Origin of the sequence: uncultured Corynebacterium sp. (assembly GCF_945649885.1) — a bacterium.
Lineage (GTDB): Bacteria > Actinomycetota > Actinomycetes > Mycobacteriales > Mycobacteriaceae > Corynebacterium.
The window spans coordinates 13,613-36,578 of sequence record NZ_CALZFS010000001.1 but is presented as its reverse complement, the minus strand read 5'-3'; the positions used below and the strand labels follow the sequence as shown (position 1 = coordinate 36,578).

Sequence of the window (22,966 nt, the reverse complement as noted above, 5' to 3'; positions counted from 1 at the left end):
AGCGGCGGTGAATAGGGCAGGAGACTGTATGTGCTGAGTGTCATTGTGCCGTTGCTAGGGCAGGGAATGCAATGAACGAACTGACGGGCATGACCTGGCTGCTGGGGATTGTGCGCAAACAGCAACCGGGCTCTCTACCTTGATGAAGCCGGCCGGTTGTCCCATACCCAGCCATCTGCGCCCTCATGAAACTGCATCTGCGGGGAGTTCAGGTGGGTGACCGGATCCGAATTGGACTGACAGAGTGCCACATCTCGGGGACGGAGCTGATCAAAATCAGCATTCTGCTTGTTCCAATACATCAGGGCAGCATCATCAGAACCCCCAAGGTTGGGATAGTAACCACCTGAGGACGGTCTGGCGGTTGAGGGATCCATGGTTTCCAGTGTATCCAGCGTATGCAGCACCTGTGCCACAGGGGTTCGTGGACACACCACCGCAAAGTTGCTCCACTCCTCGCCGTACCCCACAGTCCGGAGATCAATCACGGGACTGGTGGCCTTGGATTCTTCCAGTGCCTCCAGCAGTGCTGATTCGGACTGGGAACAACCGGTAAGCAGCGCGAGGGAGAGGAGAACCAGCAGGCTTCTGGGGAGTCTCATATAAATAGCATGCCAGAGAAAACATCCTGTGAGACTGGTCTGCTCACCGCCGGAGACAATCGGTGATCAGCGTGTTGTAGAAGCAAGCCATGCTGATGCCGCCACCACGAAGGCCTCCAAGCTGCGGTCCAGAGTGGGTTGGATGGCCGGTGCAAAGAATGGCGAGTGGTTGCCCGGTGCGGTATCTGGGTTCTCAAAACCGCCGACAAACCAGAACACATAGGGGACACCGAGGGCATCGGGGATGACTGAGAAGTCCTCGGATGCGGTGGACGGTGGCACCACCTCATACTCATCACCGAAGGATTCGGTGAAGGCAGCAGCCACCACGCCGCGGGCATCAGCATCATTGAAGGTCAGCGGGGCACGGTCGTAGTACTCGAAGGTGGGTTCCTGTGGGGAACCGGCAGCTTCACATTCATGGCGGATGATGCGTTCAATGGCGGTACGGATCTGGAGCTGAGTCTCCACAGACATCGCGCGGGTATTGATGAGCAGCTCAGCAGATTCCGGGATGATATTGGATTTGGTGCCAGCATTGACTGCACCGACGGTCACCACACCGAATTCAAAGGGGGAGATCTCACGGGCCACCACTGTCTGCAGGCGGGTGATGATGTGAGCTGCCAGCACGATGGGATCCACACCAAGGTGAGGCATGGAACCGTGGGAACCTGCACCAAAAACCCGCACGCGGATGGATTCCATGGTGGACATCACGGCGTCCTTAGGCATGGAGATCACACCAGCCTTAGATGCCATCACGTGTTGTCCCAGGTAGACATCAGGTTTGGGTATCACGCTGGCAATATCGGCTTCCACCATGGCACGTGCACCGGAGGCGGTTTCCTCAGCAGGTTGGAATACCGCCACCAGGGTGCCCGACCAGGCATCCCTGTGGGAGGCGAAGGCATCAACGGTGCTGAGCAGGGTGGTGATATGAACATCATGACCACAGGCATGCATGACCCCGTCAATCTCGGAGGCATAATCCAGGCCGGTCTGTTCTGTCACGGGAAGGGCATCGATATCCCCACGCAGGGCCACCACGGGGCCCGGACCGTTTTCGAGGATGGCCACCACACCGGTATCGGTGACATCAGCAAGGGCGTCGATGTCCATGTTTTTCAGCTCTGTACGGATCCGTTCAATGGTGCGGAATTCTGCACTGGACAGCTCCGGATTACGGTGGAAATCCTTGTACCATTCTTCACGTTGAGCACGGGTTTCATTGATATTGTTCAAAATTGAGTTCATGATTCACACCGTACTCGTGCTCGGAGCCGGGAGGTGTCCGATACAGTTATCGGTAGCCATACGGCAAGGCTGATTTCCCCAGGTGGTTGTCGAGCATATGATCTGCTGCCTGAAAGGGAGAAACAGGCTGCCCAATCAGGTGCTCAGACGGAGGAATCCCCCTTATGTATAAGCCAGAGAAAATCGGTACCCCACTGCTTCCCAATGCCACCAAGGTGATGTTGCTCGGTTCAGGTGAGCTGGGCAAGGAGGTTGCCATTGCCTTCCAGCGCCTCGGTGTGGAAGTCCATGCGGTGGATCGCTATGAAAATGCCCCGGCACATCAGGTGGCACACTTCTCCTATGTCATTGACATGACTGATCCGGCAGCTGTCCGTGACACAATCACCACCGTCAAGCCTGATTTTGTCATTCCAGAGATTGAGGCACTCGCCACCGATGAACTGGTGAAGATCGAGGAGGAAGGCCTGGCCACCGTCGTGCCCACCGCGCGGGCAGCAAAGCTGACCATGAACCGCGAGGGGATTCGTCGTCTCGCAGCAGAGGAACTGGGGCTGCCTACCTCCGGCTATGAGTTCTGCTCATCCTTTGAAGAGTTCCAGGCTGCAGCAGATCGCCTGGGCTACCCGAATGTGGTCAAGCCGGTCATGAGCTCCTCAGGCAAGGGCCAGTCTGTGGTCAAGTCCCAAGAGGACCTTGAAGCGGCATGGGAGTACGCCATGAGTGGTGCACGTGTAGCTAACCAGCGGGTCATTGTGGAACAGTTCGTAGAATTCGATTATGAGATCACCCTCCTGACTGTCCGCGGCATTGATCCAGCCACCGGCAAGGTCGCCACCTGGTTCTGCGAACCCATCGGGCACCGTCAGGAAGACGGCGACTATGTGGAATCCTGGCAGCCGATGGTGATGAACGAGCGCGCCCTGGACAACTCCCGTTCCGTTGCCGCCCGCATCACCAATGCGCTGGGTGGCCGTGGCGTATTCGGAGTGGAATTATTTGTCTCCGGGGATGATGTTTATTTCTCCGAGGTCTCCCCACGCCCACATGACACCGGCCTGGTCACCCTTGGTACCCAGCGTTTCTCCGAGTTCGAACTCCACGCCAAAGCCATCCTCGGCCTCCCGGTTGATGTCACCCTGGTATCCCCAGGTGCCTCCGCGGTGGTCTATGGCGGTATGGATTCCATGGGGGTGTCCTACTCCGGTCTGGCAGAGGCACTTGCCGTGGAGGAAACTGATCTGAGGCTCTTCGGTAAACCGGAGGCTTTCCCCACACGCCGCATGGGTGTTGTCATCTCCACGGCAGAAAACACAGACACCGCCCGTGAACGTGCTGCGCAGGCAGCTTCCGCAATCACCGTTCACACCGGCGAGGACATCTTCAAGTAGTTTGCCTTTAATCCCCACCCCTATCATTTGCATAACATTTGCCACTCGCTATTTTTTGCTATGGCAAGTGGGTTTAGGGTGGGGAACATGGAAACCGGAAGAAGCACCGCAAGGATTTTCACTGGGATCTTTTCACTCAGCTGCCTGGTGGCAGCATCAGCCTGTGCCACCAGCACCAACACAGATGCCCAGGCAGACAGTCCCACCACGGTCACCACCACCGCAACAGCGGAGGATACAGATGGTGCAGGCCAGAACCCAGCTGAACCCAATGACCAGGAATCATCTGTTGATACTCCGCCACCTGCGGGCAGCAGCGCGCCGGGAGATGCCGGGAAATCAGGAACATCTGAGTTCATCCGCATTGACCAGGCCACCTACGATACCGGCCTGAGCGAAACAGAAAGTGCTGTTTTCACCTCCGGGGATGGTTCCATCCACTGTTCTTTCACTGCCGAGCATGGCCAGTACAACTTCCCACAGCGGATGTTCGCCATTGATGAAACCGCAGGTAATTGCCTCCACGGAATCGACAAGGGAACCGGTGCGGCGGACAACGTCACGATCTCCACGGATGCTGAGGCCCAGGACAGCCTTGCTAAGCCTCAATCCGGAGTCATCCCGACCATGCCGGAAGCCCCAGCCACCCTGGATACCGGTGAGTTTGTGCACCTGGGCAAGATGGGTTGTTTTGCGCCAGATCCATCAGAGATCACCTGTACCAAGTTCTCCTCCGGTGATGCCTTCACCATTGATGATGAGGGATTTCGGCAGGTCAGTACTGAAGATATACAGCAGCAACTGACAGATGATGCGGGATACACTCAGGTGTTGTCCCGGGTGATTGATATTCCACTCAATGGAACCGATGGGGTCAGGTGCTTTTATGACAGCACTGATGAAACCAGGTATTCCTGCATGTCGTTGAGCCCCTCCAACTGGGAGGCCACTGAAGGATCCGGGCCAGCCAACCTCCTGACCTGGAATGTCGCGGATGGTGCTGCGGAGTTTGAACGTGCTTTCGGGGCCAACCCGGGCTTTGACATCTATGAGTCCAGGCAGCCCCTGGAACCAGGGAAGTATCATCTCGACGGCGGAATGGTTGCCGAATATGACGGAAACCAAATCACCTTCACCACTTCAAACGGTGATTCCTTCTGGACCACTGGTCTGGACTATGGAACAGGGTAGGGGACACAGGATCTGAATAGATCAGACCCCAGCAGGTTTCAGTAGGCGCCTCCGTGCCTACCGTCCTGCGGGAGAAAACTAGCTTCCGTATTGGGCCAGGTCAGCAGCTTTGAGCACCATTGGCAGGTGCGGGACGCCGGTGTCTTCATACTCGGATCCGCAGACGGTGAAACCGAAGCCTGCGTAGAAATCCTTCAAGGGACTCTGGGCGGTGAGAACAACATCGCGGTCCGGGTACTGCTCGAAAGCCAGGCGGAGAGCGTTCTTCATCAGCTCATCAGACAGACCGGTTCCACGTGAAACCTTGGATACGGTGACGCGGCCGAGCTGGGAGAGTGGGGCTTCGTCGAGCTCGAAGGCGGCGCCGGTGGCAGCGGTGATCTCGGAGGTGGTGGTGGGGGCCAGACGGGCGCAACCGTCGAGAAGCGTCGGGCTGCCTTCACAACGCTGCCAGGCGAGGATGTGCCGGGTGGTGGTGGCCGCATCGGTGTCATCGATTTCGGCGTAGGGGGTTTTCTGCTCGTGGACGAAAACGTCGACACGAAGCTTGTACAACTTATGTACCTCGAGTGAGCTGAGCTCCTGGAGGTTGGAAACGGCAAAGTATCGGGTCATGGCCAAATCCTAACGCTTCCTGGCAGAAAGGGAGACCTGGACAGGAAAGTTTTCTGATACAAACCTAAAATTTACTGCATGTGGTGTGTGGCCGAAGTGATGTGAAGTGAGAAAAACCGTGAGCCGGAAAGAAGCAATGCCGGGTGAGAGATCTTCCTCTCTCACCCGGCATTGTTGCACATCAGAACTTAGATTTCATACTCTGGGCGGGCGAAACGAACCATGTCATTCCACTCGACAACTTTCTTGCGCTCACGGCCTTCCAGCTCACCGGCTTCGCGTTCAGCGGCATCCAGCAGGTGCCAGCCTTCCCAGGTGGTGAAAGGAACCTTGCGCTCATCCAGGAAGCTGATGATCGCATCAAGGTCTGGCTGCTCGGCAGCTGGCAGGGAACCTGCTGCGTGGTCAGCCAGGAGCATCTCGGTGGTCTCCTTGGCATCGGACTTGGTGTTACCGATCAGGCCGATTGGTCCACGCTTGATCCAGCCGGTGGCGTAGAGGCCGGTCACAGGGGCACCGGTGGATGGATCGATGACGTGGCCGCCGTCGTTCGGGATGACAGCGCGCTCAGCATCGAAAGGAACGTCCTTGACGGCGTCGGAGCGGTAGCCCACGGCGCGGTACACGGACTGGACATCCCAGGTGGTGAACTTCCCGGTGCCGGTCACGCCACCGTTGCCATCAAGCTGGGTGCGTTCGGTCTTGAGGCCGACAACCCTGCCGTCCGCGCCGAGGATCTCCACAGGAGACTCGAAGAAGTGGATGAACAGCTTGTGCGGTGCGCCCTTGGGATCGCGGATCGCGTACTGCTCGAGGGTCTGGCACACCAGGTCCTGGGACTTGGACTCGCGGCGGGCGGTCTCGGAGGCGGCGTCATAATCGATGTCTTCAGGGTTGACCACAACCTCAATGGTGGGGGAGTGGTCCAGTTCCTTCAGTTCCATCGGGGTGAACTTGGCCTGTGCAGGCCCACGGCGTCCGAAGACATGGATCTCCTTGGCCTGGTTCTTGGCCAGGGATTCATAGACGTTGTCTGGAATCTCGGTGACCTTGAGCTCATCGCCAGTCTTGGCCAGGATACGGGCGACATCCAGTGCCACGTTGCCCACGCCGATCACGGCGACCTTCTCAGCAGACAGGTCCCAGGAGCGTGAGAAGTTGGGGTTGCCGTCATAGAAGCCGACGAATTCTGCAGCACCCCAGGAGCCATCCAGGTCAGCGCCCTTGACGCGCAGTTCCTGGTCGCTGGTGGCGCCGGTGGAGAAAATCACTGCGTCATAGAAGGTGCGCAGCTCTTCAACGGTGATGTCCTTGCCGATTTCAATGTTGCCCAGCAGGCGTAGCTCTTCCTTGTCCAACACCTTGTGGAGGGACTTCACAATGCCCTTGATGCGTGGGTGGTCAGGTGCTACACCATAACGGATCAGGCCGAATGGGGCGGGCATGCGCTCAAACAGGTCGATCCGGACATCCTGTTCAGACTTCATCAGCAGGTCAGAAGCATAGATTCCAGCTGGGCCAGCGCCAACGACGGCGACGCGCAAAGGGCGAGACATAGACAGTTCTATTCCTTATAAATTGTCGACAATCCATGCTGGTGGGCATGGTTAACCGCCCCTATGGGGCGACGAAGAGACTTTGAGTAGCTATCAACCCTTCATGATACGTGCTTTTTCCGCCTTAAGAAAGGGGTGCCTTGGTTGGGTGGTGGTCCGCGGCAGGGTGGTGGGTCCGTGGCACGCCTCCGAATCGGTTCGCTTAGCGTACACTTGAAGAGCTTTTCGACGCTGAAATTTCCCCCGAAAACTTCGCAACACCTACTTTGCAACCTGTAACACGGAAATTTTGTTTTTGTGAAGATCGAGGGTTTGTGCAGCTCATGCAGCCTGTGCAAAGTGGCTGGTAGGTGATATGAAAGAAATTTTTTCAATCATTGATGTGGCGAGATGGAAACGGGGCTAAACTATGCGAAGAATCACAACACTTGCCCTGTAGTGCCAGATGGCACAGACCTGGAAATGTCACTTAATAGTTGGCTTTTCAGCTTGCTAGAAGAAAGGCGATGCATGTCTGACACCCCAACCTCAGCCCTGATCACCACGGTCAACCGAAGTTTCGACGGTTTTGATCTGAAAGCTCTTGCCAAGGACCTCGACGTCAAGCTCGTACCGATTCATGATGAGGAGCTTGATATTTCCAAGGTCCTGGCGGCAGAGCTCCTTGCTGACGGCCCAGCCCTCATCGTCGGTGCAGGCAATGCACACTTTGATGCCCAGGTGGCAGCTGCACTCGGCATTCCGATGCTGCTGCTCGTGGACAAGCGTGGTGCCCATGTCTCCCTGGCCCGCACCCAGGCCAAGAATGTCGGCGGCGTAGTCGTGGCAGCCTTCACCGCTGAGGAGGACGCCAAGCCGGACAAGTTGAAGAAGGCCGTTCGTAACAGTGGTGCCCTCGAGCCGGTCATGAGTGCTGCACTCTTTGAAAACTGGCTGCTCAAGCGTGCCCGTCAAGAACAGTCCCACATTGTTTTGCCTGAGGGGGAAGACGACCGCATCCTCATGGCTGCCAGCCAGCTGCTGGAGAGAGACATCTGCGAGATCACCATCCTGGGTGACCCTGAGCAGATTCAGGAACGCGCCACCGAACTCGGCCTGAACCTCAACAAAGCCTATGTGATCGACCCGCTGAATGATCCCAAGGGTGAGGAGTTAGCGCAGCAGTTCGCAGAGATGCGCAAGGACAAGGGCATCACCATTGAGCAGGCTCGTGAAACAATGAAGGACATCTCCTACTTCGGCACCATGATGGTGCACAACGGCGATGCCGATGGCATGGTCTCCGGTGCAGCCAACACCACCGCCCACACCATCAAGCCGAGTTTCCAGATCATCAAGACTATTCCGGAAGCATCTGTAGTCTCCTCCATCTTCCTCATGGTTCTGCGTGGCCGACTCTGGGCCTTCGGAGACTGTGCTGTGAACCCGAACCCCACCGCGGAACAGCTCGGTGAGATCGCTGTGGTCTCCGCGACCACCGCGGCACAGTTCGGTATTGATCCACGCGTGGCCATCCTGTCCTACTCCACTGGTAACTCCGGTACCGGACCTGATGTGGAACGCGCTATCGATGCACTTGCCGAGGCGCGCCGACTCAACCCAGAGCTCAAGGTTGACGGCCCACTCCAATTCGACGCCGCCGTTGATCCCGGTGTGGCCAAGAAGAAGATGCCGGATTCCGAGGTTGCTGGACACGCCAATGTCTTCATCTTCCCTGACCTGGAAGCAGGAAACATCGGCTACAAGACAGCACAGCGCACCGGGCATGCACTGGCTGTCGGCCCGATCCTGCAGGGCTTGAACAAGCCCGTCAATGACCTCTCCCGTGGAGCCACCGTTCCAGACATCGTGAACACCGTGGCCATCACCGCTATTCAAGCCGGAGGAAAGTAATCATGGCATTAGCACTTGTTTTGAACTCAGGTTCCTCATCTATCAAGTTCCAGTTGGTGGACCCTGCCAACAGCGCCACCGATGAGCCATATGTCTCTGGCCTGGTGGAGCAGATCGGTGAGCCGATGGGAAGAATCATCCTCAAGATCGAGGGTGAGAAGATAATCAAGGAAGCTCCGATCGCAAATCACTCCGACGGACTCAACCTGTCTTTTGACCTCATGACCGAACACGGTTGTGGCCCCTCCCAGGTGGATATCATCGCCGTCGGCCACCGCGTGGTCCATGGTGGCATCCTGTTTTCCGCACCGGAGCTTATTACCGATGAGATCGTGGAGATGATCAAGGATCTGATCCCACTGGCACCGCTGCACAACCCGGCGAATATCGACGGCATCGAGGTAGCCCGCAAGATCCTGCCGGACGTTCCCCACGTGGCGGTCTTTGACACCGGTTTCTTTCACTCACTTCCCCCTGCTGCCGCGCTCTATGCCATCAACAAAGATGTTGCCGCGGAGTACGGTGTACGCCGTTATGGCTTCCACGGAACTTCCCATGAGTATGTCTCCAACCGTGCAGTGGAACTGATGGAAAAGCCTGCCCATGAGGTCAACACCATCACCTTCCACCTCGGCAATGGTGCCTCCATGTCTGCGGTGCAGGGTGGCGTGGCCATTGACACCTCCATGGGCATGACCCCGCTGGCCGGTCTGGTCATGGGTACCCGTACCGGTGACATTGATCCCGGTGTTGTCTTCCACCTGGCACGCAATGCCAACATGAGCATCGATGAGATCGATAACCTCATGAACAAGAAGTCCGGCGTCAAGGGCCTGTCCGGTGTCAATGACTTCCGTGAACTGCACCAGATGATTGAAGATGGCGATCAGGACGCCTGGTCCGCCTACAATATCTACATCCACCAGCTGCGCCGCTACCTCGGCTCCTACCTGGTCGCCCTGGGCCGGGTGGACTGCATCGTCTTCACCGCAGGTGTCGGCGAGAACGCTGACTTTGTCCGCGAGGATGCCCTGGCACACCTGGAGATGTACGGCATCAAGCTGGATCCGGAGCGTAACAAGCTCCCCAACGACGGCCCCCGTCTGATCTCAGCGGATGATTCCAGCATCAAGGTCTTTGTCATTCCCACCAACGAGGAACTGGCCATTGCCCGTTACTCGGTGAAGTTCGCAGAGGCCAAGGCCTAGAGGCTTCGTACAGCCTGTGCGAAGAAGAACTCTGCCCGCCACATATCCCGAAGGACACCGTGGCGGGCAGAGGTTTTTCTGAAGCAGAACTGTTTTTCTCAGAACCAGGTGAAGGGTCTCACCGCATTGGCCATATCCACCAGGGCATAACGGTGACGAGCAAAGGGAGCAGAACGGGCCTGGACACGAAGCGCTTCGGAAATACCTTCCCTCAAACCCCGCTGGGAAAAGGGATATTCAAACAGGGGATTCGCTGAGGCGGAAGCCCTGAGGTTACTGTCGCGGAGCCAAGATAAACCGGCGGACATCACGGCGATCTTGATCTGGTTGAAACGTGGCTCATTGGTCGGAATCTCCGAAAGGCGTCGTGCAGCACGGCGAATACGTGATTCACTCAGGTTGGAACTGACCAGGAGCAGAATCGTGGTCAGCGTGGACATCCGGTGATGGCGGGATGCCTGGGACAGTTTGTCCAGGGACTGCACGGCGATCTCAATCTGGTTTTCCGCCATCAACTGGCGTGCCAGACCGAAGGCGGAGGACACCGTGGTGGGGTTGGTTGCCCACACCAGCGCATACAGCCTCAAGGACTGGAAGCGTAGGACTGCCGGATCATCCACAATGTGGGACCAGGTATCGCCGAGTCCCTCAAAGGCGGAGGTTTCCAACTTCTCAAAATCATCGCCCAGTGTTGCAGTGGCACTGGTGATCGTCGGGGTCAGCAGCGTGGTGTTGTCGTATCCGTGTTGCTGGAGGAGGAGTTCATCAACGGCTGCCAGGGCCAGTTTCGGTGCGGCTTCGCCCGGTAAAATGGTGAGCACGGTGTAGAAGAATCGCTGGGCGGCAACATAATCATCCAGTAGAAGGTGGGTGATGCCGGAGAACCACTGGTGTCTCCAGTCCCGTCCCATGCGTTCCTTGAGAGTTTCCAACCAGGCGCGGGCTTCAGTGGTGAAACCCAGGTCCAGCAGTGCACGCACCACACCGAGGGGAATTTCAATGGAGTGACGGTACTGCTCATCCTCCATGGCGGTGCGGAGATTCTCCAGGGTCTCTGAGGCCTCGGCATAGGAAGAACCGGACAGCATGCGGGCACCGGGGTCGGTGCGGTCGATCAGTGGGACTGGGAGTGCGGAGACCACCTCTGGGGAAGTGATGCGGACCTGGCGGTCGATGCCGTCGATAAGCTTGTCGGTGCGAAACACCATGTGCTTGGTGCCGAAGGTGCTTCGCTGCGGGGAGAACAATGAGTGTTGGGCTGGGAACTGTCGACCATCGCGGATAGCCAGGACTTCACGCAGCACACCGAAGAGCTGGGTGCGCAGTTCCGCAGCGGAGCTGAAGCGGTCCTCGGGGTTTTTTGCGGTGGCACGCAAGAGCAGACGATAGAAGGAGAGGTGGCGACGCAGCAGGGGTTCATCATTGGGGGAGGGGATACCCGGTTTGAGTACTCCGTCCTCCACTGGCATTTTCAACGTCAGGGCCGCCAGGGTGCGCCCGATGGTGTAGATATCGGAGGCCACCGACGGGCCATGGGTGGACACCTCTGGTGCCTGGTAACCCTTGGTGCCATAGATATAGCCATAGGCACCGATGCCAGATACCGCACCAAGGTCAATCAACTTGATCTGATCCTCAGTGGCGATGATGTTATCCGGCTTGAGGTCGTTGTACACCACACCGCGGGAATGCAGATAGTCCATCGCGGGAAGCACCTCGAGGACATAACCGATGGCAAGGTCGAAGCTCAAGACCCCGCCGTCCTGCTGTTTGCGGCGGTCATTGAGGGAGGGGCCATTGACGTATTCCATAACGATGAACCCGCCGGGCACCCGGGGATCATCGATGAAGTTATAGGCCTTCACGATGCCCGGGTGAGTGATATCTGCCAGGAAGGCACGTTCGGCTTCTGCTGTGCCCTGGTCCTGGAGGCTGGCCTGGGCCATCATTCCCTTGAGTACCACGATGCGGTTGGCCACATTGTTGTCATTGGCCAGGTAGATCCAACCCATGCCACCATGGGCGATGACACCCAGGACCTCATATTGCTCGGCGACGATATCACCAGCCTTCAACTGCGGTGGTTTGATGCCGGGTTTGAGTTTGGCTCCCGGATCGATGAGCAGCTCACTCTCCGGTTTTGGGGTGATGAAGGGAAGTTCCACCATGCCATCTGCGATGACACGCGATTGTCGGCGTATGCCACGGCGTTCAAGGAAGGTGGAGATCGCCTGCCTGCGGCTGCGTTCACTGGGATCGGTGCTCGGGGTGGCGGCGGCTGAGCCGACGGTGGTGGCCGCTGTCGCCGCATCCGTCACCGCATCCTCAACCTGAGGGTCCTGGGTGCCTACGAACTGGCCCTGGGTGGCACGGATCTGATCGAGATCGCGGAGGAGATAGTCAAGGCCATCCGGACCGAAGGCATCGTCTTCGTCATCATCGTCGGCGAAGGGATCAAATTTCACGGCCTGGGTACCGGGTGCGCTATCAGCGCCCACGGCAAAACCACCGGTGCTGGCGTCCTCCTCCTCATCATCATGAGCGAAGGGGTCGTATTTCACTGATTCCGTGGGTGGGGCCAGAGCGCGTTCCAATTCATCCAGATCAATCTCGTCCAGATCATCCTCCTCATCATCGGCGAAGGGATCATATTTCACAGCCTCGGTGGGAGGAGAAACAGGAGGTGCAACAGGTGTGGCGTCAGTGGCGCTGCCACCGGAGTCCTGTTGTTCAGGATCATTGTTCTCCGTCATCTGTTTCTCCTTCCTCATCATCCGTGTCTGGTTCATCCCGGTACTGCAGCGGTGGCGGCCCGTAGGTGTAGAGATAGGGGCCGAACCAGTCATTGAACATGGACCACCAGGTGGTGTCTTCGCGGATGCGTTCCATGGTGGAATTCACCTGGCGCACCAGACCACTGGTGTCCTTGTTGGTCCTGGAGGGGGCGATGGCAACCGCGTAGGACTCCCAGGACAGAATCGAGGGCAGAATCCGGGTATAGGGATCTTGGGAAGCAATACCGGACAGGATGGCATCATCACCCAGAATTGCCTGCGCTTGTTGTTGCTGCAGTGACATCAAGCAATCCGACCAGTTGCGGGTACGCAGAATCGGGGACTCCGGTGCCATCAACCGGGCCTTATGGAGGGCCGTGGAACCATCAGCAACACAGATGGTGTGCCCACTGAGATCATCGACGCCTTCAATGCCGGAGTTATCCATCACCAGCAGACGAGTCTGGGAGTGGAAATAGGGTGTGGAGAATTCCAACCTCTTGGCACGTTCCTCCGTGACCGACAGGGAACGGATGACAATATCCAGATCACCCTGGGACAGGGGCCGGAGACGATCACCGGCATCAACAAAACGGAAATCAACAGCCTCTGGATTGCCGAAGATATCGCGGGCGATCTCCTTGGCCAACTGCACCTCAAAGCCACGAAGCTGACCACTCACAGGATCACGGAAACTCAGAAGGTTCTGGGACTGATCCACACCCACGATGAGTCGACCACGTTTGAAGATCTCCGGAACCCGTTCCTTCGGTTCACGGTCATCAGGACTCAGCGAGCCCTCCCAACTATCAGTGATGACAGGTTTGGCCGCCACCTCACCCACTCCCTCCACCAGGGAGCCCGGGGGCAGGGGAGGGCCGGCATCAGGATTGATCTGCGAATAAACTTCGGGCTCCTTGATCTCCTGCTGAATGCAGGAGGTCAACAGGGATGCGGAGAGAAGCACGGACAACACGACGGTGAGACGAGGGTTAACACGCTGGAGGAGGCGTCGACAAGCTCTCATCACAGGTACTCCTGCAATCTCGGACGAATACCGATCCACAGGGAGACCACGGAGGCCACAGAGAGGATCAGCACGGAGATCGCCACCAGTGAGGTCGCGACAAGACCACTTTCAATATAGGAACGCATGGAGATGCGGGAATCCGTAATCAGTTCAGCCAGGGCCAGATCCAGTGTTTCAAAGCTGGTCAGGCCGTCATCATCTGTGCTCAGCGCGGTGGCTACCGCAGCGGAATAGTCACCATTGCGGAGAAACACAGTGAACTGGTCATGCTCATGGGACCAGGTAGCCATGGAGTTACGCACCTGCCGGATCAACTCACGGTGCTCCGGAGTGTCCGCATGGGAACTCTTTTCATATTCATTGATGGACCGCTTCAACTGGCTGATGGTGGCATTGAAGCCGGTGGTACTGCCCTGAACAGACTGTCGACGAACCAGAGACAGGGTCTCAGTGGTGCGTGTCTGCTGCGCGTAGATGCGCGCGGTGGTCATGGATTTCAGTGGATCTGAGGCTTCTTCAAAGCCTTTCATTCCCGCCTGCCAGGTGGTCCAGTCCGCTGCCGCAACCCAGATCGTGGCCACCAGCATCATGGTGGTGGCCAGGGCGAAGCCCTTATTCACACGGCGACGGGTGATGCGCATCAACCACCATTGGGCAATCAGCAGCATGCCCAGTGCAGCAAGCAGGCCGGACAGTGGAATCCACTGCGGACGCATCATGTTGGTCTGTTGATCAGCCACCGCACGGCTGGTCATGTTGTACAGCTCCGCAGCCATCGGCAGGATCTCATTGCGCATCATGGCGCTGGCCTCAGCCATATAAGCCACGCTCACCGGATTACCCGCACGGTTATTGGTGCGGGCGGTTTCCACCAGGCCGGTGTAAATCGGCAGATACCGCTGGATCTCCGTGACCAACTCCATCAACCGGTCATTGGTGGTATCCGCCGAGGCCGCCGTATCCGTGGCAGCTACCGACGCCCGGTCAATGGCGGTGTTATACCGCACCCTGTTGATGGGGTCTTCGATGCCGGCCTGCACAAACCCCGTGGTGGCGGTGGTATCCGCAATCGACAGGGAGGTGTAGAGAACATGCGCGTTGTAGGACACCGGTTCCGTATTGGTGATCAGCTCATCCAGATGCGCCTGGCGGGTGTCAGAGGATGCCGACATGGCATAACCTGCGGCGAAGATCGCCACGGAGATGATCACCGTCATCACCGTGATCTTGCCAGGAGAGGTGCTGATGAAGCTCCAGAGTCGACGCATCACAAAAAATGGTTGCCCGAAGGTCTCCTGGATGATCGAGTTGATCACACCACGAGGGGATTGATTCTCCGTGGTGATCGGATCCAACCAGTGATCTGGCTCTTCCGCATGATCATGAGGCTTGGACTGGTTCTTGGAACCAGCGTGTGAGGCCTTGGACTCGGCAGCGACAGTCGTGACATCCTGCGGCTCCGCCTCATCACCGGTGTCTCCGTCTTTATCAGGGACACCAGGATTACCTGTGAGGGATGCCTGGTCGACGGAGTCAGTGGTCTGATCCAGGTTTCCTGTCTGTCCGAGGTCCCCTGATTGTTCTGGTTCCTCCACCTGGCTGTTGTCCTGGGGGCTATCGCCGTCTGCGGGATGTTTTGTGACAGGACTATCAGGGGCGGTGAGGGATTTTTCCGTCTCACCTGCAACTGTGGATTGCTCCCCAATTCCATCCCGGGTCATTGTTTCAGGATAGCGCGGTTGAGGCCTGTGAGAAAGTAGACCCCTGTCTGGTCTTTGTGACCATGCTCCAATTAACTTCTCCCAGCTACATCCGTCATCAGCCGCACCGAACTCTGTAGAGCCCTGCTGAGTCCCACTGACACCCGCAGAGCCCTGCTTTCTGCCCTACCTGCATACCCCTTCTGTGGATTGCAGCTGGATGAACACGGACTATGTCTCCACCCACTTCCACCCCACAGGATCGGGCGACTGACCTAATGTAGACAGCATGAAAGGTGATGGTGACGGATGGGCAGCAGGACCTGCAGGAGCTTCCGTGTGGGGCCGAAACGGAGCGGCAGGATTACTTCTGCTTGCAGGCAGCGATGATGAAGAGGTCTCGCAGTGGCAGGTGCTGACGCAGCACCGTGCCCACTGGACCAATAACGGCGGAACCTGGGCACTTCCCGGCGGCGCCCGGGACTCCCATGAATCAGAAGCTGAGGCTGCCCTGCGTGAGGCCTCGGAGGAAACCGGGATTGATGCAGGACATGTCACCATCCTCCACTCCGTGGTCACCGCCGGACCTTTTGCTGCTGATCCAGATCGCCCGGAGCTGGCAGGCGGATGGACTTACACCACGGTGATCGCCCGGACAGACAACGGACATCCCCTGAAGACCGTGGCCAATGAGGAATCTCTGGAATTACGATGGGTACGGGTGGTTGAGGTGGAGGATCTGCCTTTGATGGCAGCATTCCAGATGGCCTGGCCCGGCCTGAAGCAGCTTATCGGCGAGGTAACTGCAACCGACTGAGCAATTAGTGACAAACTGGTCTGCATGATTGAAGTCGTAGGCCTGAATAAACACTATGGGCAGGTCCGTGCAGTCGAGGATCTGAGTTTCACCGTCAAACCTGGGATTGTCACCGGTTTCCTCGGGCCCAACGGGGCCGGGAAGTCCACGACCATGCGGTGCATCGTTGGACTGGATAATCCCAGCAGCGGTCACACCACCATCGGGGGGCAGCCTTATCGGGCCCTGAAAAAGCCTCTGACCCGGGTGGGGACTCTACTGGATGCCAAGGCCACCCACCCCAACCGCACCGCGGGCAACCACCTGAAGTGGATCGCACAGGCCAATGGGCTTCCTACCAAGCGGGTGGATGAAGTGTTGGCGCTTGTCGGCCTCACTGATGTCGCCGGCAAGAAGACTGGTGGATTCTCCCTGGGCATGGGACAGCGACTCGGTCTTGCCGCAGCCCTGCTCGGTGATCCGGAGTATCTGATCCTGGATGAGCCTGTCAACGGCCTGGACCCTGAGGGCATCCACTGGGTACGCACCCTGCTGAAGAACCTGGCTGATGAGGGCCGCACCGTCCTGATCAGTTCCCACCTCCTGTCAGAGATGGCGCTTACTGCTGATCATCTGGTGGTCATCGGCCGCGGAAAGCTGGTGGCGGACACCCCGATCCAGGACTTCATCCGTGAGCACTCCGCCACCACCGTGATGGTGCGCACCGCCCACCCGGAAGCATTCCAGTCGGCGCTGCGGGAGCAGGGGATCAGCTTTGACACAAAGCTTATCGACACCGACCCCTCACCGACCTTCATCATCACCAACCACACCACCGATGAGATCGGAACCCTGGCTTTCAGCCGCGGAATCGGTCTGCTGGAACTGTCTGAGCACCGGGCATCGCTTGAGCAAGCCTTCCTACAGACCACGGGAGATACCGTCCAGTACCAAGCCTCCACCCCGGAGCAGTCCGCACAGGAGGAGAAATAACCCATGTTTTTCAATGTTCTGAGGTCCGAGTGGACCAAACTCCGCACCACTAAATCCTTCTGGTGGACCACCGCCCTGATCATTGTGCTCAGCGTGGCCTTTGCCGCATTCATCGGTAGTTTCGCCACCGGTGAGGACCTGAGCACCACACTGCTTCTGGCAGGAAACACCGTGGCCGTTATCTACGTGGTGGGCTTCCTGGTTCTGATCGTGCAGGCCGTCATGATGTTCACCACGGAGTTCCGTTATGGATATCAGCAGCAGTCCTTCCTGGCCACACCTAAGCGCTGGGTGGTGGCGGTGGCCAAGTGGCTGCTGTATGCGGTCATCGCGATGATCATCACGTTCACCACCGTGTTGTTGTGTTTCTATGTGGCCAAAGCACTCGCCTCGGATATCGCCAGCAGCACCCTGGATGTGTGGAATGACCAGGAAGCACGTCGGATTCTGTGGCAGTACCCCGTGGGAGCGGCATTATTGGTGACGTTCGCCTCCGGTATCGCCCTGTTGCTCCGTCAGTCTGCCGGTGCGATCGCCTTGATTCTCATGTGGCACCTGGCCCTGGAGGATCTGGCTGGCCTGCTGCCCCGGGTAGGCGAGACCATTGGTAAATATGGTCCCTTCACCAACCTGCGATCCTTCATCACTAACTTCCAGACCACTGACCCCGGCTGGAGCATCGAGTTCGGCGCCGTCTACTTCGGTATCTGGGCGGTTGTGTTGTTCGCAGCAGGACTGGTTGTCCTGGAAAAGCGGGATGCCTGACACCTGAGATATCCCGGGGGCGGGGGTCTGCTAGTTCATCAGTGCGTAGATGACGAGGATGATGATGGGGAACACCATGAACATGCCGAAGATCGTGACGATGGTCCTGGTGTAGCTGCGGGCGGCAAGGCGTGCTGAACCAGCTGCGAGGTTGGTGATGGCACGGCCAAGTGAGGGCACACACAACACCACGAGGGCACCGACCAGGTTCAGGGTCAGGTGCACCAGGGCTGCCTGCAGTGCGAAGGCGCCGTGCACACCCACGATGGCGAAGGTGGCGATCATGGCGGTCAGCGTGGTGCCCACATTGGCACCCAGGATGACGGCCAGCATGGCGCGCCGGGGCAGACTCTTGGTCACAGCAAAGGGTTGCATGGAGGACACGGTGACAGATGAGGCAGTCACCATGATGGTGAACAGCAGGCCCACACCGACCCCAAGGGTGTTGGCCTTCAGCGTCAGGCGTGTGTTCTCCTCAGGGCTGGAGAACATATCCAGCAGGGAGTGCGTGGTGGCAGCCGTGATCATGCGCAGTTGATAACTCATCACCTTGATGGCCACCAGGATGAACAGGGTGCCGGTGATCAGGGACAAAGCAGTGGCCACGCCACCATTACCCACCATGCCGAACAGTCCATGGGTGCCGATCGTGTCAACGATCGGGGTCGTGATATCTTCCACGATATGGGTGGTGGGCACTGTGGTCTCACTGGAACCCAGAACCTTGTCAGCCAGATCCCCACTGATTGTCTGCAGAGGGTGGAAGAGCATTTCGATGGTGAGAGCGACCAGGACAACCAGGACGTTGAACCACAGGTGCATCGCCGCCGTGGTGAAAGCCTTCTTGAATTCCCGGCGTTCCCCCATATAGGAAAATGACACCAACAGGGCTGTGATGGTGGTGCCGATGTTGGCACCCATGATGATGGGGATGGCCACGGGGACGGTGACGATACCTGTGCCCACAGCTGCCACAGTCAGTGTTGTCGTGGTGGTGGAGGATTGCACCAGGGCGGTGGTCAAAATGCCGATGAGCAGACCGATGAACGGGTCACGTGCCAGATCATACAGGCGGTTGGTGCTGGTGGTTCCGACATTATATACGCCGTCGAGGATCAGGTTGATACCCACGATGATGGCGAAGATGGAGGCCAACACCAGCAGCCAGCGCAGGAATTTTCCCCATCCTGACAAGAGGACCTGATCGCTGCCTGGGGCAATCTGCTTCGGGTTGATCGGATGGAAGGTACCGGGCAGGAAAGCTGCGGCCGGTCCGCGTCCGGTGGGAATCGGTGGAGGGAGAGCCCGTCGTGGGTGCTGCACGTATTCAAAGCTGTTTGTCACGCGCACCCCCTCTTCTTTCCTTTATTCAGTTTGGATGAATAAAACCATATGAGAGCCTTCCCGTGGGGCTCATCATGCATCTACTTGAATCGTACATGGATGGTGGGTGAACAAACCAAAAACCAGAGGCCAACTCCGCCTATTTTCCTAGCACACCGGCGAAACCCGGGGTGGGGTGTTCGGTGAACTCATGGTTTATTGTTATATCCCTGGTGGTGTGGGATAACCAGTGGGCTACACGCTGACGGTGGCGTCAACAATTCTAGAAATGGTGGGATATGCATGATGGCACAGGATAAACAACGGATTTCGACGCCTTTGTTGATGGGCCTGGCGTTGCTGACCGCCACACCAGCATTGTCCACGGACATGTATCTCCCGGCACTGCCGGCGATTGCGAACGAATTAGACACAACCACACCGATGGTGCAGCTGACCCTGTCAGCATTCATGATCGGCATGGCGATCGGTCAGCTCATCATCGGACCGATCTCAGACTCCATGGGTAGGAAGAATCTTCTGCTCGCCGGCACCCTGGCCTCCCTGCTGGCCAGCATCGCCTGCGCGATGGCACCAGGCATAGGTGTGCTCATCGCCATGAGACTGGTCCAAGGACTGGGTGGTGGTGCCTGCGTGGTGATCGCCCGAGCCATTGTTCCGGACCTGGCCAAGGGGAAGGAAGCAGCACAGGCCTTTGCCTTGTTGATGATCATTCAGGGTGCTGCACCCATCCTGGCCCCGGTGATCGGTGGCGTCATCGCAACACCCTTTGGTTGGCGTGCGGTGTTCTGGGCCCTGGCCCTGATCAATATCGCGCAGGTGCTCGTGGTCATCTTCGGCATCCGGGAGTCCCGCCCACCTGTGGAACGGACCGGTTCCGGACTGCGGGGAATGGGGCAGAACTACCTGTTCGTGTTGAAGAACCCACAGTTCCTCGCCTATGCCCTGATCCTGGCCTTCACCTTCGGTGCCATGTTCTCCTATATCTCCGCCTCCCCGTTTGTGCTGCAGAATCAGCTGGGGTTGAGCCCGGTGATGTATTCCGTGGTCTTCGCCGTCAACGCACTGGGCATGATGCTGTGCGGCATGGTGAACCGCAGGCTCCTCAACCGTTTTGATCCACACCGCATCATGAGCACCGCCCTGGTCAGTTTCACGGTGTTGGCTCTGGTGTTGCTGCTGGAGGTGGCCTTCATCGGCTCACCTGTGCTGCTCTTGGTGTTGCTCTTCATGATGATCGCCCATGTTCCGATGATCATGGCCAATTCGGTTGCTCTGGGGACGTCGGTGGTGCGCAGCCGTGCGGGTTCCGGTTCTGCGGTCATGGGGTTCACCCAGTTCGCCATGGGTGGTCTGGTCAGTCCACTGGTGGGGCTGGGTTCTGACCGTGCGCTGACGATGTCGGTGGCCATGGTGACCTGTGCTGTCATCGCCTGTGCAGCTGCCTGGTTCGCTGGCCGCGTGGGCCAGTCGGAGATGCGCTGAGCCCTGCCCACCCCTGCAGGAGCGCAGTTACTTATTGCAGGGCAGAGGTCAGACGCATGACATTGTCCAGGTAACGCCTGGCCCAGCTGCGTTCATTCCATTTGTCCAGGGTGAGTTTGATGCAGCTGTCCTTGTAGCCGGCGGTGATGTCATTGAGCTCTCGGATCAGGTTGCCCTTGATGATCATCATGGAGATCTCATAGTTGAGGCCGAAACTGCGCATATCCAGATTGGAGGAGCCCACCACACCCATCGGCACACCGTGTTCCTCACTATCTGGATCCGCAATCATGTACTTGGTGTGCAATACGGCGGGTTTGGGTAGCATGTAGATCTTCACACCGGCTTCCAATAGCACCTGATAATAGGATGACTGGGCATGGTTGACCATGAACTGGTCAGCCTGCTCGGACACATACAGTTCCACCTGAACCCCGCGGTAGCAGGCGGAGGTGACCGCCTCCAGGAGGGATTCATCGGGGATGAAGTAGGGGCTGCACAACACCAGGCGTTCCTTGGCGTGGTGCACGATGGAGTTGAACATCCGCAGGTTGGGCTCGGTGGTGTAACCAGGACCGGAGGGCAGCAGCTGCACCAGATTCTTCTGGGAATGCTGTGTGGTATCCGGGATGATTTCATGGGCTTCGGCGTGATCACGGATGTCCAGGGCCTCATTGGACTCCAGATACCAGTCACCGGCGAACACCATCTCCATGGAGGAAACAATCGGCCCGGACATCTCCACCATGAGATCCTGCCAGGTGCGCCCCACCCGGATGTTTCTGCGTTGTAGGTAGCTGGAGTCAATCATGTTGAGGGATCCGATGAAGCCGCGCTGACCGTCGACGATGAGCATCTTGCGGTGATTGCGCAGGTCGGGGCGTCGGAAGCGCAGCTTCCAGGGCTGCAGCGGCAGCATGAGGTACCAGTCGATACCCATGCGGGTGAGGTTCTTGCGAAGTGCACGGTAACCGGGGTATTTCCAGCTGCCCACATGGTCAAAGAGCAGACGTACCTTCACACCACGTTGAACTGCTCGTTCCAGTGATTCAAAGAAGGGCCGGGTGGTGTTGTCCCAGGCCATGATGTAGATCTCCACGTGAACGTAACGTTCTGCCTCATCCACGGCATCTGTCATGCGTTGGATGGTGGATGCATAATCGTTGTAGACACCGTGGTTGACACCGGTGACAGCAGGCATCCTGGTAAGTTTCCTGTTCATCCGGATGACGGATTTGATCTCCGGATGCACAGTGATGCCCCCGGGGGAGTCGGTGACATCATCGTGGACGTTGTCAATGAGGTCATTGACCTCCTGCTGGATGCGGTGGCGTCGCTTGTTGATATACGGCGACCCCATCAGCAGGAACAAGGGCAGACCGAGGAAGGGGATCAGCAAAATAGCCAGCAGCCACGCTGTGGAGGTACTCGGGCGACGGCCTTCCGGCACATAACCAATCGCGATGACCTTGATCGTGTAATCCACGATCAAGCCGATGGTCTGCCAGAGCTCCAGATCGATGGATATACTCATGAGCCTGCGTTAACGCTTCTGCTATACCGCGTAGTCGACGATCACAGGAGCGTGATCTGATGCGCCCTTCCCGCTACGTTCCTCCACATCAACAAAGGTATCGCCAGCCAGTACGGCCAGCGACGGGGTGGCCAGCTGGAAATCAATACGCATGCCCTCACCCTTGAGGAAGCGTGCACCCTTGTAATCCCAGTAGGTGAAGATTCCGGGGCCGGGGTTGGTTTCCTTCAGGCCTGACTCCAGGAGCTGTTCATAAACAGCACGTTCCGGTTCGGTGACATGAGTGCTGCCCTCGAAAGCGGAGATATCCCAGACATCCTGATCGGTGGGGGCGATGTTGTAATCACCCAGCAGAACCATCTTCTCATCAGGTTTCTCAGCCAGGGTGTCGGCGACATAATTACGCAGGGCAAACAGCCAGCGCAGCTTGTAGTCATAGTGAGGATCAGCGATCTCACGGCCGTTGGGCACGTACAGGCTCCACACGCGCACCCCACCACAGATCGCTCCGATGGCGCGGGCTTCGGTGGCCTGCTCGAGTTCTGGATCCTTGTGGAATCCCGGTTGGCCGGGGAAGGCAGTCTGGACGTCCTCGATGCCCACGCGGGAAATGATCGCGACACCATTCCACTGGTTCAGCCCGAAGTGTGCGACCTCATAACCGATCTCGGTGAAACGGTCATAAGGAAACTGTTCGTCTTTACATTTGGTTTCCTGCACCGCCAGAACATCCACGTCATGACGTGAGAGAAATTCCACCATCCGGTCCACGCGGGTGCGTGCCGAGTTGACGTTCCAGTTGACGATGCGCATGACCTATACCCTAGCGTTT

The 22,966-nt window shown here is 57.8% G+C and carries 18 protein-coding genes; 8 read left to right on the top strand and 10 right to left on the bottom strand.

The window, feature by feature from the left end:
- Positions 1-134: 134 nt before the first annotated feature.
- Both Q0M74_RS00160 and Q0M74_RS00155 read right to left on the bottom strand, forming a co-directional pair.
- A complete protein-coding gene (locus Q0M74_RS00160; RefSeq protein ID WP_293950572.1) occupies positions 135-602 on the bottom strand; it encodes a hypothetical protein in 468 nt (155 codons plus the stop codon).
- Between the two features lie 66 nt (positions 603-668).
- Entirely contained in the window at positions 669-1,859 is a 1,191-nt protein-coding gene (locus tag Q0M74_RS00155; protein ID WP_293950570.1) for an amidohydrolase, read from the bottom strand.
- 164 nt (positions 1,860-2,023) lie between these two features.
- Between Q0M74_RS00155 and purT the strand changes: the two genes are divergently transcribed.
- Both purT and Q0M74_RS00145 read left to right on the top strand, forming a co-directional pair.
- A complete protein-coding gene (purT, locus tag Q0M74_RS00150) occupies positions 2,024-3,250 on the top strand; it encodes a formate-dependent phosphoribosylglycinamide formyltransferase (protein ID WP_293950568.1) in 1,227 nt (408 codons plus the stop codon).
- 87 nt (positions 3,251-3,337) lie between these two features.
- Positions 3,338-4,441, top strand: a complete 1,104-nt coding sequence (locus Q0M74_RS00145; protein WP_293950566.1) for a hypothetical protein — start codon at positions 3,338-3,340, stop codon at positions 4,439-4,441.
- A 78-nt stretch (positions 4,442-4,519) separates the two neighbouring features.
- On the opposite strand, the gene Q0M74_RS00140 is transcribed toward Q0M74_RS00145, so the two are convergent.
- Positions 4,520-5,056: a GNAT family N-acetyltransferase gene (locus tag Q0M74_RS00140; protein WP_293950564.1), complete on the bottom strand. Its 537-nt coding sequence runs from the start codon at positions 5,054-5,056 to the stop codon at positions 4,520-4,522.
- A gap of 188 nt (positions 5,057-5,244) precedes the next feature.
- Positions 5,245-6,612, bottom strand: a complete 1,368-nt coding sequence (locus Q0M74_RS00135; protein WP_293950562.1) for an FAD-dependent oxidoreductase — start codon at positions 6,610-6,612, stop codon at positions 5,245-5,247.
- A gap of 510 nt (positions 6,613-7,122) precedes the next feature.
- On the opposite strand from Q0M74_RS00135, the gene pta reads away from it, so the two are divergent.
- Both pta and Q0M74_RS00125 read left to right on the top strand, forming a co-directional pair.
- Complete coding sequence (gene pta / locus Q0M74_RS00130; protein WP_293950560.1) at positions 7,123-8,505, top strand: phosphate acetyltransferase; 1,383 nt, start codon at positions 7,123-7,125, stop codon at positions 8,503-8,505.
- A 2-nt stretch (positions 8,506-8,507) separates the two neighbouring features.
- Positions 8,508-9,713 carry an acetate kinase gene (locus Q0M74_RS00125; RefSeq protein WP_293950558.1) on the top strand — a complete coding sequence of 402 codons (1,206 nt, stop codon included), beginning with the start codon at positions 8,508-8,510 and terminating at the stop codon, positions 9,711-9,713.
- Between the two features lie 98 nt (positions 9,714-9,811).
- Here Q0M74_RS00125 and Q0M74_RS00120 read toward each other — a convergent pair whose 3' ends face one another.
- The 3 genes from Q0M74_RS00120 to Q0M74_RS00110 are packed head-to-tail and all read right to left on the bottom strand — an operon-like array spanning position 9,812 to position 15,238.
- Positions 9,812-12,466 (bottom strand): serine/threonine protein kinase, encoded by a 2,655-nt coding sequence (locus Q0M74_RS00120; protein WP_293950556.1) that lies wholly within the window; start codon positions 12,464-12,466, stop codon positions 9,812-9,814.
- The gene (locus tag Q0M74_RS00115; protein ID WP_293950554.1) at positions 12,450-13,514 is read right to left on the bottom strand and encodes a transporter substrate-binding domain-containing protein; all 1,065 of its coding nucleotides are present in this window, start codon (positions 13,512-13,514) and stop codon (positions 12,450-12,452) included. Before Q0M74_RS00115 ends, Q0M74_RS00120 begins: the two co-directional genes overlap by 17 nt.
- On the bottom strand, positions 13,514-15,238 hold the full coding sequence (locus Q0M74_RS00110) for a hypothetical protein (protein WP_293950552.1): 1,725 nt from the start codon (positions 15,236-15,238) through the stop codon (positions 13,514-13,516). The genes Q0M74_RS00115 and Q0M74_RS00110 overlap by 1 nt, the downstream gene beginning before the upstream one ends.
- Positions 15,239-15,506: 268 nt before the next feature.
- On the opposite strand from Q0M74_RS00110, the gene Q0M74_RS00105 reads away from it, so the two are divergent.
- The 3 genes from Q0M74_RS00105 to Q0M74_RS00095 are packed head-to-tail and all read left to right on the top strand — an operon-like array spanning position 15,507 to position 17,771.
- Entirely contained in the window at positions 15,507-16,034 is a 528-nt protein-coding gene (locus Q0M74_RS00105; RefSeq protein WP_293950550.1) for an NUDIX domain-containing protein, read from the top strand.
- Positions 16,035-16,058: 24 nt separating this feature from the next.
- Positions 16,059-17,006 (top strand): ABC transporter ATP-binding protein, encoded by a 948-nt coding sequence (locus Q0M74_RS00100; protein WP_293950548.1) that lies wholly within the window; start codon positions 16,059-16,061, stop codon positions 17,004-17,006.
- 3 nt (positions 17,007-17,009) lie between these two features.
- Entirely contained in the window at positions 17,010-17,771 is a 762-nt protein-coding gene (locus tag Q0M74_RS00095; RefSeq protein WP_293950546.1) for a multidrug ABC transporter permease, read from the top strand.
- Between the two features lie 30 nt (positions 17,772-17,801).
- Here the strand turns inward: Q0M74_RS00095 and Q0M74_RS00090 are convergent, their stop codons facing one another.
- Complete coding sequence (locus tag Q0M74_RS00090) at positions 17,802-19,115, bottom strand: Na/Pi symporter (protein ID WP_293950545.1); 1,314 nt, start codon at positions 19,113-19,115, stop codon at positions 17,802-17,804.
- A gap of 285 nt (positions 19,116-19,400) precedes the next feature.
- Between Q0M74_RS00090 and Q0M74_RS00085 the strand changes: the two genes are divergently transcribed.
- Positions 19,401-20,600, top strand: coding sequence for a multidrug effflux MFS transporter (locus tag Q0M74_RS00085; RefSeq protein ID WP_293950622.1), 1,200 nt, complete (start codon positions 19,401-19,403; stop codon positions 20,598-20,600).
- Between the two features lie 31 nt (positions 20,601-20,631).
- On the opposite strand, the gene Q0M74_RS00080 is transcribed toward Q0M74_RS00085, so the two are convergent.
- Both Q0M74_RS00080 and Q0M74_RS00075 read right to left on the bottom strand, forming a co-directional pair.
- Complete coding sequence (locus Q0M74_RS00080; RefSeq protein WP_293950544.1) at positions 20,632-22,134, bottom strand: phosphatidylserine/phosphatidylglycerophosphate/cardiolipin synthase family protein; 1,503 nt, start codon at positions 22,132-22,134, stop codon at positions 20,632-20,634.
- A gap of 21 nt (positions 22,135-22,155) precedes the next feature.
- Positions 22,156-22,947: an exodeoxyribonuclease III gene (locus tag Q0M74_RS00075; protein WP_293950543.1), complete on the bottom strand. Its 792-nt coding sequence runs from the start codon at positions 22,945-22,947 to the stop codon at positions 22,156-22,158.
- Positions 22,948-22,966 lie beyond the last annotated feature (19 nt).

Coding starts and splice junctions, on each gene's coding strand:
- Q0M74_RS00135 (WP_293950562.1), bottom strand. CDS start 6,612: ATGTCTCGCCCTTTGCGCGTCGCCGTCGTTGGCGCTGGCCCAGCTGGA.
- Q0M74_RS00105 (WP_293950550.1), top strand. CDS start 15,507: ATGAAAGGTGATGGTGACGGATGGGCAGCAGGACCTGCAGGAGCTTCC.
- Q0M74_RS00110 (WP_293950552.1), bottom strand. CDS start 15,238: ATGACCCGGGATGGAATTGGGGAGCAATCCACAGTTGCAGGTGAGACG.
- Q0M74_RS00095 (WP_293950546.1), top strand. CDS start 17,010: ATGTTTTTCAATGTTCTGAGGTCCGAGTGGACCAAACTCCGCACCACT.
- Q0M74_RS00080 (WP_293950544.1), bottom strand. CDS start 22,134: ATGAGTATATCCATCGATCTGGAGCTCTGGCAGACCATCGGCTTGATC.
- Q0M74_RS00145 (WP_293950566.1), top strand. CDS start 3,338: ATGGAAACCGGAAGAAGCACCGCAAGGATTTTCACTGGGATCTTTTCA.
- Q0M74_RS00155 (WP_293950570.1), bottom strand. CDS start 1,859: ATGAACTCAATTTTGAACAATATCAATGAAACCCGTGCTCAACGTGAA.
- Q0M74_RS00120 (WP_293950556.1), bottom strand. CDS start 12,466: ATGACGGAGAACAATGATCCTGAACAACAGGACTCCGGTGGCAGCGCC.
- Q0M74_RS00075 (WP_293950543.1), bottom strand. CDS start 22,947: ATGCGCATCGTCAACTGGAACGTCAACTCGGCACGCACCCGCGTGGAC.
- Q0M74_RS00140 (WP_293950564.1), bottom strand. CDS start 5,056: ATGACCCGATACTTTGCCGTTTCCAACCTCCAGGAGCTCAGCTCACTC.
- pta (WP_293950560.1), top strand. CDS start 7,123: ATGTCTGACACCCCAACCTCAGCCCTGATCACCACGGTCAACCGAAGT.
- Q0M74_RS00125 (WP_293950558.1), top strand. CDS start 8,508: ATGGCATTAGCACTTGTTTTGAACTCAGGTTCCTCATCTATCAAGTTC.
- Q0M74_RS00100 (WP_293950548.1), top strand. CDS start 16,059: ATGATTGAAGTCGTAGGCCTGAATAAACACTATGGGCAGGTCCGTGCA.
- purT (WP_293950568.1), top strand. CDS start 2,024: ATGTATAAGCCAGAGAAAATCGGTACCCCACTGCTTCCCAATGCCACC.
- Q0M74_RS00085 (WP_293950622.1), top strand. CDS start 19,401: ATGGCACAGGATAAACAACGGATTTCGACGCCTTTGTTGATGGGCCTG.
- Q0M74_RS00160 (WP_293950572.1), bottom strand. CDS start 602: ATGAGACTCCCCAGAAGCCTGCTGGTTCTCCTCTCCCTCGCGCTGCTT.
- Q0M74_RS00115 (WP_293950554.1), bottom strand. CDS start 13,514: ATGAGAGCTTGTCGACGCCTCCTCCAGCGTGTTAACCCTCGTCTCACC.